General features: G+C 65.4%; 12 protein-coding genes. 4 read left to right on the plus strand and 8 right to left on the minus strand.

What is annotated here, in order from left to right:
* The first annotated feature begins 229 nt into the window (after positions 1-229).
* Positions 230-1,360, plus strand: a complete 1,131-nt coding sequence (gene dinB, locus NZL82_RS19135; RefSeq protein WP_405051396.1) for a DNA polymerase IV — start codon at positions 230-232, stop codon at positions 1,358-1,360.
* A gap of 16 nt (positions 1,361-1,376) precedes the next feature.
* Here the strand turns inward: dinB and NZL82_RS19140 are convergent, their stop codons facing one another.
* From NZL82_RS19140 to glmU, 4 genes are all read right to left on the minus strand, one after another.
* Positions 1,377-3,158 (minus strand): ATP-binding protein, encoded by a 1,782-nt coding sequence (locus NZL82_RS19140; protein WP_261271295.1) that lies wholly within the window; start codon positions 3,156-3,158, stop codon positions 1,377-1,379.
* 65 nt (positions 3,159-3,223) lie between these two features.
* On the minus strand, positions 3,224-5,125 hold the full coding sequence (locus tag NZL82_RS19145) for a bifunctional diguanylate cyclase/phosphodiesterase (RefSeq protein WP_261271296.1): 1,902 nt from the start codon (positions 5,123-5,125) through the stop codon (positions 3,224-3,226).
* Between the two features lie 74 nt (positions 5,126-5,199).
* Positions 5,200-7,023, minus strand: a complete 1,824-nt coding sequence (gene glmS / locus NZL82_RS19150; RefSeq protein ID WP_261271297.1) for a glutamine--fructose-6-phosphate transaminase (isomerizing) — start codon at positions 7,021-7,023, stop codon at positions 5,200-5,202.
* 5 nt (positions 7,024-7,028) lie between these two features.
* A complete protein-coding gene (glmU, locus tag NZL82_RS19155; protein ID WP_261271304.1) occupies positions 7,029-8,396 on the minus strand; it encodes a bifunctional UDP-N-acetylglucosamine diphosphorylase/glucosamine-1-phosphate N-acetyltransferase GlmU in 1,368 nt (455 codons plus the stop codon).
* Between the two features lie 60 nt (positions 8,397-8,456).
* Between glmU and NZL82_RS19160 the strand changes: the two genes are divergently transcribed.
* Positions 8,457-9,149, plus strand: coding sequence for an HAD-IA family hydrolase (locus NZL82_RS19160; protein WP_261271298.1), 693 nt, complete (start codon positions 8,457-8,459; stop codon positions 9,147-9,149).
* Here the strand turns inward: NZL82_RS19160 and NZL82_RS19165 are convergent.
* Genes NZL82_RS19165 through NZL82_RS19180 form a run of 4 tightly spaced genes read right to left on the minus strand, consistent with a single transcriptional unit; the run spans position 9,109 to position 11,690 of the window.
* Positions 9,109-10,137, minus strand: coding sequence for a nucleotidyltransferase family protein (locus tag NZL82_RS19165; protein ID WP_261271299.1), 1,029 nt, complete (start codon positions 10,135-10,137; stop codon positions 9,109-9,111). The genes NZL82_RS19160 and NZL82_RS19165 overlap by 41 nt on opposite strands.
* Positions 10,122-10,967, minus strand: a complete 846-nt coding sequence (locus NZL82_RS19170; RefSeq protein ID WP_261271300.1) for an HprK-related kinase A — start codon at positions 10,965-10,967, stop codon at positions 10,122-10,124. Before NZL82_RS19170 ends, NZL82_RS19165 begins: the two co-directional genes overlap by 16 nt.
* Positions 10,964-11,248 carry an HPr-rel-A system PqqD family peptide chaperone gene (locus tag NZL82_RS19175; RefSeq protein ID WP_261271301.1) on the minus strand — a complete coding sequence of 95 codons (285 nt, stop codon included), beginning with the start codon at positions 11,246-11,248 and terminating at the stop codon, positions 10,964-10,966. Before NZL82_RS19175 ends, NZL82_RS19170 begins: the two co-directional genes overlap by 4 nt.
* A gap of 4 nt (positions 11,249-11,252) precedes the next feature.
* Positions 11,253-11,690, minus strand: a complete 438-nt coding sequence (locus NZL82_RS19180; protein ID WP_405051397.1) for a hypothetical protein — start codon at positions 11,688-11,690, stop codon at positions 11,253-11,255.
* 111 nt (positions 11,691-11,801) lie between these two features.
* Between NZL82_RS19180 and NZL82_RS19185 the strand changes: the two genes are divergently transcribed.
* Both NZL82_RS19185 and NZL82_RS19190 read left to right on the plus strand, forming a co-directional pair.
* On the plus strand, positions 11,802-13,046 hold the full coding sequence (locus tag NZL82_RS19185) for a cell wall metabolism sensor histidine kinase WalK (protein WP_261271302.1): 1,245 nt from the start codon (positions 11,802-11,804) through the stop codon (positions 13,044-13,046).
* A gap of 72 nt (positions 13,047-13,118) precedes the next feature.
* A partial coding sequence (locus NZL82_RS19190) for a substrate-binding domain-containing protein (RefSeq protein ID WP_261271303.1) occupies positions 13,119-14,063 on the plus strand: 945 nt, incomplete at its 3' end.

Here is a 14,063-nt window from a genome sequence, read left to right on the forward strand (position 1 = left end):
CCGGGCAATGACCTCCATCCGCCCCATCTCCTGACCTCCTTCTGGACTCCAGAAGGAGACCACCACAGGTCAGGACATCAACGGCTACGCGACAGTCGGCAACACGCGGCTAACCGGACGGTTACGCAGGACGCAATGATTTTGAGATCTCTCGCCTCGTGCAGGCTTGACCTCGCCTTCGTGTTCCTGTTTCGTTTCGGAGCTCGTAGGTCGCGGGCCACGGGAATAAATGGGCTTGCCGGTGCCACCCCCTACCTCAGACGCCGATCCGTCATCGGCACATGATGGTCGCAAGATCATCCATGTCGACATGGACGCCTTTTACGCATCGGTCGAACAACGCGATGACCCGTCGCTTCGTGGGCGGCCGGTAGCGGTCGGCGGGTCTCGCGCGCGGGGCGTCGTGGCCGCAGCAAGTTATGAAGCCCGTGCGTTCGGGGTCCGCTCCGCCATGCCCTCCGTCACGGCATCGCGGCGATGCCCGGAACTGATATTCGTGCCGCCCCGGTTCGAGGTCTATCGCGAGGTCTCGGGCCAGATCCGCGCGATCTTTGCCCGCTATACCGAATTGATCGAGCCGCTGTCGCTCGATGAGGCCTATCTGGATGTGACCGAGGATCGCGCCGCCATGGGCTCGGCAACGGCGATCGCCAATGCCATTCGCGCCGCCATTCCGGACGAAACGGGCCTGACGGCATCCGCCGGCGTGAGCTACAATAAGTTCATCGCCAAGCTCGCCTCGGACCAAAACAAGCCCAACGGCATCTGCGTCATCCCACCCACTCTTGGCGCGTCCTTCGTCGCCGGGTTGCCGGTCAAACGCTTCCACGGGGTCGGACCGGTTACCGCGCGCAAGATGGAGGCACTTGGCATCCTGACCGGCCAGGATTTGCGCGATCGGCCGCTGGCGTTCCTGCAACGCCATTTCGGCAGCTATGCCGACTATCTGTTCGGCGCGGCACGGGGAATCGACCATCGCCCGGTCCGCGCCCAGCGCATCGCCAAGTCGGTCGGCGCGGAACGGACGTTCGAGAACGACCTGACCGAGCCCGACGCCCTGCACGCCGCCCTCGAACGGGTGGTGGACGCGGCCTGGACCCGGATCGAGCGGAGCGGCGTGGCGGGCCGCACGGTAACGCTGAAATTGCGGCACAGCGATTTCCGGACCATCACACGGGCCCGATCGATCACGCATCCAATCATGGACCGGACATCCTTTGCGAGCATCGGGCGCGAATTGCTCGATCTGCAATTGCCGGTCGTCGGTGGCGTCCGCCTCCTGGGCCTGACCTTGTCGGCGCTGGCCAAGGCGGATGAGGCAGGCAAAGCCGCCGCCACACAGGCGGAATTGCCGCTTTAAGGGCAGGACACCGGGATCAGGCCGCCAGCCCGGCAGCTTCGCCTGATCCGGCATCCGCATCCAGGACCAGGATCGCCATGGCGCCCGTTCCGGGCCCCGCGCTGCGCAATTCCAGCGTCCCACCCATCGCCGCCGCCGAGTTCGCGCACCAATGGAGACCGAGCCCCCCGGACTTGTCCGTCCGCGTCGAATATCCGGGCTGGAAAAGTCGCGTCACGACAGCGGGATCGAACCCTTCGCCATCGTCGACGATCCGCGTCGCGATGCGTCCCCCGACGGGGGCCAGCACCTCGACCAGGATCGCGCCATGGCCGCGCCCGGTCGCCACGATCGCCTCGACCGCATTGGACAGGAGGTTGCCGATCACCTGGCTCAGGATCACCCGATTGGCCAGGACATAGGTGGAATGCGACGGAAAGGTGAAGCCGATCGATACCGACTGGGCATAGCGGGCGATGGTCGCGTTGCGTGCGACGATGTCGGTGATGTCGCAACGCTCACGAGGCGGCCGTTCATGGGCGCGGGCCTGCTGTGCGCCGATGATCTCCAGCGTCTGGCGCATGGCGTCTCGTCCGACCTCCAACTGACGGCGGACAGCGTCGCGCGCCATGGCGTCCGCCCCCAGCGCGGCGCGGACGAATTCCGCCAGCTTCGCACGGCGATCGGGCGCGACATCGCACCTTGCCAGTTCGGCCAGCGCGCGTTCTACCAAATGCCGGTCGGCTGGACCGTCCGGAACCATGCCCGCGCTCAGGATCGTACCGAGCGGCGCCAATGCGTTGCGGACATTGTGAAGCACCGCGACCGCGCTCTCCGATCGCCCGAGCGCGAAGCTTTGAATTTCATTCTGTTCGCGCAAATCCTTCAACTGACTGAGCATCGCGTTGAAGCTTTGGCCGAGGGCGCCGAACTCGTCATCGCGCCGCTCGTCATACTCGAAGGCATGTAGCGCGCCCGAAGCCTGCACGCGCCGCATATGGCGCTCCACACGGTGAAGCGGTGCCAGCACGAGCCTGCCCAGCGCGCGGCGCAGCATCAGCAGCATGAAGACCAGAAGGAAAATCGACCCGGCGACGGCGAGCAGAAGAACCCGGCGACCGAGCAGCACGACTTCTCGCGACACTTGAAATATCGTCGTGGCAAAGGCCCGCCCATCGGGTCCCCGAACGGGGACAGCGATCTCGATGACGCGCGAATGGCGGCGGATCGTATCGACCGTATCTGTTGCAGGCTGTTCGATCCGTGCGACCTTCCCCAGCGCCGCCAAGAGATGCTCTGGAGTCAATCGGCGCGCGACAGCGACATGGCCGAGCAGATGCCCCTCCCTGTCCTTCATCGCAACCAGTCCCAGCGCCACGACATCGCCGCCGACCGGCAGGTAGAAATGGCTCGCCCCCTTCGGTCGGTCGAACCCTATTCGGTCAAGTGCGCGCGCCAAGCTCGCCTGTCGGATCGCATGTCCGCCTTGCCTGGCGGCGGGTCGCATTCTGACGATCCATGAATTTGCCGATACGGGACGATACGCAACCGCATCGACCGGATGCGCGTCGAAGATCGCCTGTGCCCAGCGATCATACGCACGGTTCGAGCCTGCCGGAAGAGGAGGGCTCGCGATGTGGGCTGCCGCAATCCCGCTCGTCGACGCGGAGAAATTGGCAAGGATGCCCCGCAGGCGGTTCTCATAGCCGGCGGTAGCCTGCTGTTCCAGTTCGGAGAAGCCTGGCGAGATGACGAACGCGAGCAGGATCGCCAGTGCTACCGCGCCGCCTATGCCCGCCAGCGTCAAGACCGAGACCATGGTATCGCGCAGCGACCGCGGCCTTACCCGCGCGCCCAACCATCGCCGCAAAGGGTTCACGCCGTTCAGGCCTGTACGCTTTCGGCCATGTCTTCGGTGCTGCCGCCGCTCGACAGGGACAGCCATTGCTGTGCGGCCAGCGCCCGTGCCTCCTCGGCGGGAACCGGGTGAGAGAAGAGGAAGCCCTGCAAATGACTGGCTCCAGCGACGCGAAGGGCCTGTGCCTGCGCCTCGGTCTCGACACCTTCCGCCACGACGCCTAGACCAAGAGCACGGCCGAGATGGATGATCGAGTGCACGATCGCCGCGGACTCCCGTTCACGCCCCATGCCGTCGATGAAGCTGCGGTCGATCTTCAGACAGTCGAGCGCGAATTTGCGGATATTATAGAGGCTGGAATAGCCCGTGCCGAAATCGTCCAGCGCGATGCGGAACCCCAGATCCCGCAAGTCGCACAGGGTCTTCGATGCCCGCTCCGCATCGTCGAAGATGGCGGTTTCGGTGATTTCAATCTGGACCCGCCCGGGATCGATACCCGCACGCTTCACGCTGTCCATGATATGACCGACAAAGTGCGAACGGCGGAACTGGATCGGGCTGAAATTAACCGAGACATATTGGCCGGGCCAGTGGCGCAGTTCCGCCAGCGCATGGTCGAGCACCCAGTCGCCCAGATCGTGGATCAGGTGACTTTCCTCGGCAATGGGGATGAAGATCGCCGGGCTGACCGCGCCATGCTCGGCAGTGTGCCAGCGGACGAGCGCCTCGAAGCCGACGACATCCAGGGCACCGCGACCGACGATCGGCTGGAAGCACAGGCTGAGCTCGTTACGCGCAAGCGCCTGGGTCAACCCCTCCTCGATCTCCCGCCGGATTCGAATGCCCTCATCCATGTGCGTGTCGAATACCCGAACCACACCGCGCCCCGATCGCTTTGCATCGTTCAGCGCCATGTCGGCCCGGCGGACCAGATCGGTCGGATCGCGCTCACCGGTCGCGCCGCCCATCACGAGGCCGCACGACGCGCCACAACGCACCGCGTGCCCCAAGATGTTGAAGCTGGTCGCGCAGGCGTGGACCACCTTTTCGCATGCCGCCACCGCGACTGCTTCGTCTTCGCTATCGAAAAACAGGCCGAACTCGTCACCACCCAGTCGGGCCACCATCGTGCCTTGCGGCACCGAACGCTGGATAGTCCCGCACACCTCGCGGATCAGCTCGTCCCCGGCCAGATGGCCGAGCGTGTCGTTGACCAGCTTGAACCGGTCGAGGTCGAGCATCGCGGTCGCGAAACCCCGCGCCTGCCGACAGCGCTCGGCCAATGCGCGGAGGAAGGCGACCCGGTTCGGCGCATCGGTCAGGGCGTCGTGCATGGCGATGTGCATCGCCAGACTTTCGTTGGCGGCCAATTCCGCGCTTTTCTCTTCCAGCGCTTCGACCTGAGCGGCCAGGAGCGAACGGGCTGCGGCCAATTCCCGATCATTGTGCCAACGACGGCAAAGGGCGAGCGCCATCTGGGAGATTTCCGCGACCTCGAAGGGCTTTGGAATATAGAAGATCTTGTCGGCGGGCCCCGCGACCTTGCTGATCTCGACGGGCGAGAAATCCGAATAGCCGGTGACGATCACCAGATGAATGTCCGGGTCTAGCGCCCGGATACGCCGCGCCGTCTCGCGCCCGTCGATCCCCGGCGGCATGCGGATGTCGATGAAGGCGACGGCAAAGGGGTGATCGTCCGCGATGGCACGCTCGACCGCCGCCACCGCATCGAGGCCCTGATGGCAATGATGGGGTTCGAAGGCGAACGCCGCGTCGTCGCCGGCATCCGGCTCGCCCGCCCCGAACAGGTCCGTCGCCATCGCATCCAGCGCATCACGCGTTTCCGCGGGCACACTGCGCCCGCCGGAGAAGCAGAAACGATAGCTGTCATGAACCGCCGGTTCGTCGTCGACGATCAGAATGCGCATCGGGTTACCATCGGTCCATCCATATTTGGCGACCGATGGTAAGCATCCATGCTTAATCTGATGTAAACGGCCAGTTATTCGACCGTGACGCTCTTTGCCAGATTGCGCGGCTGGTCCACGTCGGTGCCCTTCGCCACCGCCACATGATAGGCCAGAAGCTGCACCGGCACGGCATAGACGATCGGTGCGATCAGCGGATGCACCTTCGGCATGGTGATCGTCGCGATACAGCCCGCGCCCGCCGCCTCAATCCCGTCATAGTCCGAAATGAGCACAACCTTGCCGCCGCGCGCCTGGACTTCCTGCATGTTCGACACGGTCTTTTCGAACAGCGGGCCCGATGGCGCGATGACGATGACGGGCACCGATTCATCGATCAGGGCGATGGGGCCATGCTTCATCTCGCCAGCGGCATAGCCCTCGGCATGGATATAGCTGATTTCCTTGAGCTTCAGCGCACCTTCCAGCGCCAGCGGATAATCGGTGCCACGCCCGAGATATAGCACGTCCCGAGCACCCGCGATGGCACCCGCCATGCCCTCGATCGCTTCATCATAGGCCAGTGCGCCGTTGATCGCGGCGGGTGCCTCGGCCAGATGGCGGACAATCTGCCTTTCCTCATCGGCGGTCAGGCGCCCCTTGGCCTTCGCCAGATTGGCAGCCAGCGCGGCGAGCACGCTCAACTGACAGGTGAATGCCTTGGTCGAGGCAACGCCGATTTCCGGCCCGGCATGGGTCGGCAGCAGCAGGTCCGCTTCGCGCGCCATCGAACTGGTCGGCACATTGACCACCGCCGCGATCGTCTGCCCCTCCGCCTTCGCATGGCGCAGAGCGGCCAGCGTGTCGGCGGTCTCGCCCGACTGGCTGATGACGATCATCAGCCCGCCCGACTCCATGACCGGCGCGCGGTAACGGAATTCCGAGGCGACATCGAGGTCGACCGGCACGCGCGCAAATTGTTCGAACCAGTATTTGGCGACCATGCCCGCATAGAAGCTAGTCCCGCAGGCGACGATGGTGACGCGCTTGATTCCCGACAGGTCGAAGTCCGGGATCGGTAGCGCGATCCGGCCCTCCAGCCTGTGCAGATAGGAGCGCAGCGTCTGGGCGACGACGATCGGCTGCTCGTAAATCTCCTTCTGCATGAAGTGGCGGTGATTGCCCTTGTCGATCAGCGCACCGGTGACGCCCGACAGGGTGACCGGCCGGTCGACGGGATTGTTGTCACGATCATAGACCTGGGCCCCTTCGCGCGTGCAGACGACCCAATCGCCCTCGTCCAGATAGGCGATACGCTGGGTCAGCGGCGCGAGCGCCAGCGCGTCGGACCCCAGATAGGTTTCGTCATCGCCATAGCCGACCACCAGCGGCGAGCCGAGCCGCGCGCCGATCAGCAGGTCGGGCTGGTCCCGGAACAGGATGGCGAGCGCGAAGGCGCCGTGCAGGCGGGGCAATATCTCGCGAACGGCGGTGACGGGATCGAGGCCCTGCTCGACCTTTTCGCTCACCAGATGCGCGACGACCTCGGTATCGGTTTCGCTGGTGAAGACACGGCCGCGTCCGATCAGTTCGTCACGCAGGGCCTTAAAATTCTCGATGATGCCGTTGTGGACGACCGCTACGTGATCGGTCGCATGAGGGTGGGCATTGTTGGTCGTGGGGCCGCCATGCGTGGCCCAGCGTGTATGGGCGATCCCGATCGAGCCTGGCAGCGGATGCGCCGCCAATTCCTTGGCGAGATTGACCAGCTTGCCCGAAGCGCGCCGCCGTTCGATCTCCCCATGATCGATGGTCGCGATCCCGGCAGAGTCGTAACCGCGATACTCCAGGCGGCGCAGCCCGTCGAGCAGCCGCTCCGCCACATCGTCTTCGCCCAGGATCCCCACGATACCGCACATAAGCCTTACTCCCCGCCCTTCTTCGCAGCCTTCTTGGCCGTCATCATCTCACGAAATCGTTTCGCCCAGCCGGACTTGCTCTGCCGCTCCGCGCGAACGAGCGCGAGGGCATCGGCCTCCACATCGCTGGTCACCACGGACCCCGCGCCGACGATCGCGCCTGCGCCGATATTCACCGGCGCGACGAGCGCGGAATTGGAGCCGACAAACGCCCCCTCCCCGATGGTCGTGCGATATTTGAGGAAACCGTCATAGTTGCAGGTGATGGTACCCGCGCCGATATTCGCACCGGCACCCACCTCCGCATCGCCCAGATAGGTCAGATGGTTGGCCTTCGCGCCCGGGCCGAGCACGGCCTTCTTCATCTCGACGAAATTGCCGACCCGCGCGCCCTCGCGCACGTCCGCGCCGGGGCGCAGCCGGGCATAGGGGCCGATGTCCGCACCGGTCGCGACGGTCGCGCCCTCCAGATGGCTGAAGGCGTGGATCGTCACCCCGTCCGCGACGTGAACGCCAGGGCCGAACACGACATGGGGTTCGATCACCACGTCGCGGCCGATCCGGGTGTCGTGCGAGAACCAGACCGTGTCCGGCGCGATAAGCGTCGCACCGTCCGCCATGGCACGGGCACGGCGACGGACCTGCCACTCGCCTTCGACCCCCGCCAGCTCGGCGCGGCTGTTAACTCCGGCGACTTCGCCCGCATCGGTTTCGATCACGGCCGAGTGATGCCCGTCCTCCGCCGCCAGCGCGATGATGTCGGGCAGATAATATTCGCCCGCCGCATTGTCGTTGCCGACCCGGTCGAGCAAGCCGAACAATTGCGCTGACGGCACAGCCATCAGACCCGAGTTACAAAGCTTTACGGCACGCTCTTCAGCATTCGCATCCTTATACTCGACGATCCGGTCGAGCCGTCCGCTCGCATCGGCGATCACCCGGCCATAGGCGGCAGGATCGGCAGGACGGAAGGCCAGCACAACTGCCGCAGGCTGGTCCGCCTCGCGCAATCGGTCGATCATCCGCCGCATCGTCGCCACCTCGACCAGCGGCACATCGCCGTACAGGACCAGCACATCGCCGTCGAAGCCCTTGAGCGCCTCGCGGGCCTGCGCGACCGCATGGCCGGTGCCCAGTTGCTCGGCCTGAAGCGCGGTACCGATGCCCAGCGGCGCGACCGCTGCCTTCACCTGCTCGCGCCCGGCCCCGGTCACCACGACGACGCGTTCGGGGGACAATTGCCGCACATTGTCGATCAGATGGAGCAGCATGGGCCGCCCCGCGATCGGATGAAGGACCTTGTGCAGGTCCGACTTCATGCGGGTGCCCTTGCCCGCGGCGAGAATGATGGCGGCGACCGGTCTTGTCATGATGGTTGCGCCTGCCATGCTTTTCTTGCCAAGGCCAGATACAGAGTGGCACCGGAACAGATCATGGACGCAATTTCACCTCGTGGTTTCCCCTTTTCCATCGTCGGGTTCGATCTGGACGGTACGTTGCTGGATACCAGCGGAGACCTGGCCGCAGCGGTCAACCATGCGCTCGCCTCGATCGGGCGACCATTGCTCAGCGTCGAGGCGGTGAAGCCGATGATCGGCGGCGGGGCACGGGCGATGCTCCGCCATGGCCTGGATGCGACGGGCGGATGCGATACGGAGACGCTCGACGTGCTTCATCGGCGGCTGCTCGATTATTATGAAGCGAATCTAGCCGTCCATACAGCTCCCTTTCCCGGCGCGCTGGACGCGCTGGACGCGCTTGCGGCGCGGGGCGTGACGATGGGCATCATGACCAACAAGCTGGAACGGTTCGCGCGCGGCATTCTCGACACGCTGGGGCTGACCGATCGCTTCGCGACGATCATCGGGGGTGACACGCTGGGGGTCGCCAAGCCTTCGCCGGTGCCGATCCAGGCACTGGTCGATCGATGCGGTGGTGGCCCGGCGGCGTTTGTCGGCGATTCGATCTTCGACGTGCAGGCCGCAAAGGCCGCCGGACTGCCGGTCGTCGCCTGCGCCTTCGGCTTTCTCAGTCAGCCGGTCGAGACGCTGGGTGGGGATGCGATCATCGATGGCTATGATGATCTCATTGCGACGCTGGAGCGTCTTTCCGTTTCCGCCATTTGATCCACAAATGCCGGGCGAGCAGCGGCGCGGGCATTCGGATGGCATGGGAACGCAGATAGAAAGCCGCTCGCGTCAGGGGCTTCCGCCCCCGCCCCCAACCGTCCCGTGCGATCATTCGGCGCCGATAGAGCCGGTCGATCATGGTCAGTCGTCGATAAGCTGGCGGAACCGGCGTCCCATAGATGGCATAGCTGAGCCGCAATGCCCGAGCGACCGCGCTCGACAGATCATGATGCGCGGCATGGCCTTCCACAACGTCGTATCCCCGCTCTTCGATAAGGGCGTGAATGTCCCACAGATTGCGCAGGCCGCCGCTGAGATCGCCGTCCGCGAACAAATGTGCGGCGGCGTGGACGATCATGTCGGGATGCGACAACACCGCCAACCCGCCGCCCAGCGGCTCGGCCGCCGCGATCAGCGAGGCGGCGTCGGGCCGGGGCTTCGCGGTCGGCGGCAGGATGGTGTGATGCACATCGAGCATCCGGTCCCGCTCCCGGTGGATCAGCGGAGGGAGTTCGTGCATCCACTGACGATAATAGAGATCGTCATACGCGTCGGTCTTCACCCATTCCCACCCGGCTTGCGCGAGCAGCGCCTCAGCCTGCGCCAGCATTTGGCGGGGAACGAGAATATCGCAATCGCCGATCGACCGCCCGATGCCCGCCGACAGTCCCGCCGCGACAAAGGCCGTGCCCTTCAACAGGATCACGGGCATGCCCAGCGGCGCCAGTGCGCGAGCCACGCGATTGGCTTCCCAAAGGGCAACCCGCCGCGTTTCCATCGCTTCTGCGCGGGCGTCGTCCAGGACCTGCCGAACGGGGTGCGGCAAATCCAGCCCGTCGAGCCGATGTGCCAGCGTCCCCAACAGCAACTCCGCCCGCGCCACGGTCAGCACATCGGACCAATCGGCGACCGCAATAGTCTGTGCATCGCCCGGATCGCGCAGCAGGCCGATCAGCCGCTCGACCGCCGTCACAGTGCGTCCCATAACGCCTCGACCGCTGCCACGCCTGCCTCGCCGTCAGGATAGTCGAGGGCGATGGCCGGAACCTCCGCCCGCAACCTCATGATCGCTCGAAATCCGGCCTCTCCCATCGCGACATAATTGGTCGACGCCTGGGTCAAGCGGACAAAGGCTTCCGCCGGGGGAAGGACACGGGTGGCCGCCGGAAAGCCAAAGCGGGGAAAGACCAGCAGGACCGGCCTGGCCGCGCGGCCCATGGCCGCAATGTCGTGCGCGCTCGGAGCGACGTGGCGGATGTCACCTTTTGGCGTGCCCGACAGATGCGGTCCGACTACACTGTCGGGCGGAATGGCGGACAGGCTTTCATTCTTCAGGCTGATCGGACGGGGAAAGGGACAGGCCAGGCCGCTCTTCGGGTCGATCAGGGCGAACTCGTCGCCCAGGAATCGCCATCCCCGCTGCGCCAGCAACAGCGAAAGCGTCGACTTGCCCGCTCCCGAAATGCCGCTCAACAGCAGGGCCCGATCGTCCCGCGCCACGACCGCCGCGTGGAGCAGCAAATGGCGGCGATGCCCCAGCGCCATCTGGAGGTTCATTCCCAGCTCCGCCGCCAACAGCCCCTGCACCAAAGGCAGCGGCGCGGCTTCGGGCAGCCGGTAATCGCCCGCAATATGAATGGACGGCCGAAACCAGCGTCGCAGCGTCGACTTCGCCTCCAACCGTACCGTGTAATCGGCAAAGTCGGCGCGCGGATAATCACGATAAAGAGAAGTGATCGCCTCGATCGGACCGGCCCAATCCGATCCGATCCGGAAGCCGACTGGCCCGACGCGCAAGGTGATGTGATGCCTCACCGCGCCTCGATCAGCCCGGCCGCCTCCAGTTCCTCCAGCCGTGCCCGCAGCATGGCCGGGCCCTCGTCCTGCGCATCGCCCAGATCATAGTCTTGCGACAGCCGCTGGAGCAGCCGGTCAGCGCTCATCGCTTCGGTGGCCAGCACCTGTAAGATCTGGGGTGCCGGCTCAGTCAGCAAATGCGTTATGCCGGAGGGGCGATGGAAGACCGCCGTGAACAGATCGAGCGGCTCGACGATCAACAGATCCGGCCCCGCCGCGCGGTAGCGCGGACCCGTCATCGCCTCAATTGCCGGGCATCTGTAACGAGGCATAGCAGGTAAAGCCGCCCTGCCCGCGCTGCAGTCGCCGGATATAGTTTAGATAGGCCCTGTTGCTCAGGAAGTTCGAATTGGGCAGCATCCCGCCTTGCAGCGCCTGCTTCACCTCTTCGCCGGTATAGGGGCGGCTTGGCGGGGCAAATGAGCCGAGCGTTCGCGCTGGAACGGTCGATCCATCCAGAGCGATATAGCTGCCTGCGCGACCGGGATCGGGCACGGGTATCTGGCAGTTCAGAACCGATCCTGCCGTCTGCGCCAGGGCCGGGCGGATCGCCACTACGGCACTCGCTCCCACCGCGCCGAGCATCAGCATCCGCCGACTGGTCGTGGTGCGCACTACGGGACCCGGCGTGTCCCCATCGGCGGAGATCGGAGGCTCGGGGGATGGGAAGATGTCATCCATGACGGCGTGATGTCCCATATTCGCGCCCGCCCGACAAGCGCTCGCACGGCGAGCCGCTGACCCAAGCTGGGAGGAAGACAGGCCGCGCGTCGCCCGCTACATCGGCAAGCCATGGGATTCGGCATTCGCACCTTATGGGCTATCGTCGTCGTCGTCGTCGCCGCGGTCGTGGTGTTCCTGACCGGCGGCCCGGCCCCCGCGATCATCACCCTTGTCGGCGGCATCGCCGCCGCGCTGGTCGCGAGCGAGGGCGTCGCGGACGCGGATGACGACGCGCCCCAGGCGGAGGATAGCCGGGGTCCGCTCTCCCCCCTTCTCGAAGAGGCGCTGGACGCGATCGTCGAGCCGGTATTGGTGATCGAAAAGGGACAGGTCGTCCTCGCCAACCGCTCGGCCCGGACGCTGCTGGGCGCGCATATCGTCGGCGAGGACGCCCGCATCGCCATTCGCCACCCCGCCGCCGCCGAGCGCCTCTTGGCCAAGGAAGCGGCGACCGAGCCGGGGCAGCCCATATCGCTGGTCGGGCTGGGGTCGCTGGAGCAGCGCTGGGAAATGCGCGTCGCGGACACGACCGGCGGCCAGCGAATCGTCCATCTGATCGACCAGACCGCGCATGACGCGGCGGAGCGCATGCGCGTCGATTTCGTGGCCAATGCCAGCCACGAGCTCCGCACGCCCCTCGCCTCCATCCTGGGGTTCATCGAGACGCTCAGCGACGAGGCGGGGGAGGATGCCGAAATCCGGGCCCGCTTCCTGAAGGTCATGTTCGACGAAGCGCGACGGATGCAGCGTCTGGTCGAGGATTTGATCTCGCTCAGCCGGATCGAGGCGGACAAATATCGCCAGCCCGCCCAGCCCGTCGATCTGGTCGACCTGATCCACGATGTGCACGAGGAATTCCTCGATTCGGGCTCATCCCGCGCGGCGGACATCGTCTGCGACCTGGACGAGGATTTGCCGGAGGTGGTGGGCGACCGGGCGCAATTGTCGCAAATGCTGCACAATCTAATCGGCAACGCCATGAAATATGGCCGACCCGACACCCCCGTCCGCGTGACCCTGAGCCGCGACGACGCCCGGCTGCGACTGACCGTTGCGGACAAGGGCGAGGGCATTCCGGCCAACCACCTGCCCCGGTTGACCGAGAGATTCTATCGGGTGGATTCGGGGCGGAGCCGCAGCATCGGCGGAACCGGCCTGGGTCTCGCGATCGTCAAGCATATCGTTGAGCGGCATCGTGGTCGGCTGGAAATCGCCAGCGAGGTCGGCCTGGGCACGACCATCACCGTCCGAATTCCAATCGTGAAAAGCCCAAGCAAATCCGCTTCGGAGAGCGCTGTCACAAAACCGCAATAGAAATGTCACACGGGGGTATGGCGAGCATGGCAGCGCCCGGTTCGCACCCGTTTCGGTGGCCTAAGGATTTCGATGCGTCTGCCCTGCCTTCTCGCCGCGATGTTCGCGCTGGCGGCCTGCCACGATCAGGCCAATGGCGGCGGCGCGGGCGTGCGCGAGCAGATCACGGCGGTGGGATCGTCGACCGTCTATCCGTTCACGACCATCATCGCCGAGCGTTTCGTCGCCAGCGCCCCCCAGGCCAAGGCACCCGTCATCGAGTCGACCGGCACCGGCGCGGGGATGAAGCTGTTCTGCGCGGGGATCGGGGCGGCACATCCCGATATCGAGGACGCTTCGCGCCGGATGAAGGCCGGCGAGTATCGTGATTGTGCGGCGCACGGCGCAGCGGAGATACTGGAAATCCCGATCGGTATCGACGGTATCGCCTTTGCCGAGTCGAAGCGCGGGCCGCGCATGGCCCTGTCCACCGTGGACCTCTACCGCGCGCTGGGCGCGCATCCCGGCGGCAAGCCCAATCGCGCGCGGACATGGCGGGACGTGAACCCCGCGCTGCCCGCCATTCCGATCCAGGTCTATGGTCCGCCCGCGACCAGTGGCACGCGCGATGCCCTTGCAGAACTGATCCTGATGCGCGGCTGCGATCAGGTCGAGCCGCAGGCGCGTGCGCTGTCGCTTCGCGATCCCGAGGCTCACCGGCTGCTCTGCACCCGCGTCCGCGAGGATGGCGCCTATATCGACGCGGGCGAGAACGATAATCTTATCGTCCAGAAGCTACAGGCAAATCCGGACGCACTCGGCGTCTTCGGCTATTCCTATCTGGAGGAAAATCGCCAGACTGTGAACGGCGTCACTATCGACGGCATTCCACCGACCTATGACGCCATCGCCGCCGATCGTTATCCGGGATCGCGGCTGCTCTACATTTATGTGAAAAAGGCGCATCTGGACGCCATTCCCGGCCTCAGGCGCTTTCTGGCGCTCTATGCGCAGAATTGGGGTGCAGGCGGGCCGCTG

Source organism: Sphingomonas sp. LC-1, from assembly GCF_025371035.1.
In the GTDB taxonomy this organism is placed as follows: domain Bacteria; phylum Pseudomonadota; class Alphaproteobacteria; order Sphingomonadales; family Sphingomonadaceae; genus Sphingomonas; species Sphingomonas sanguinis_E.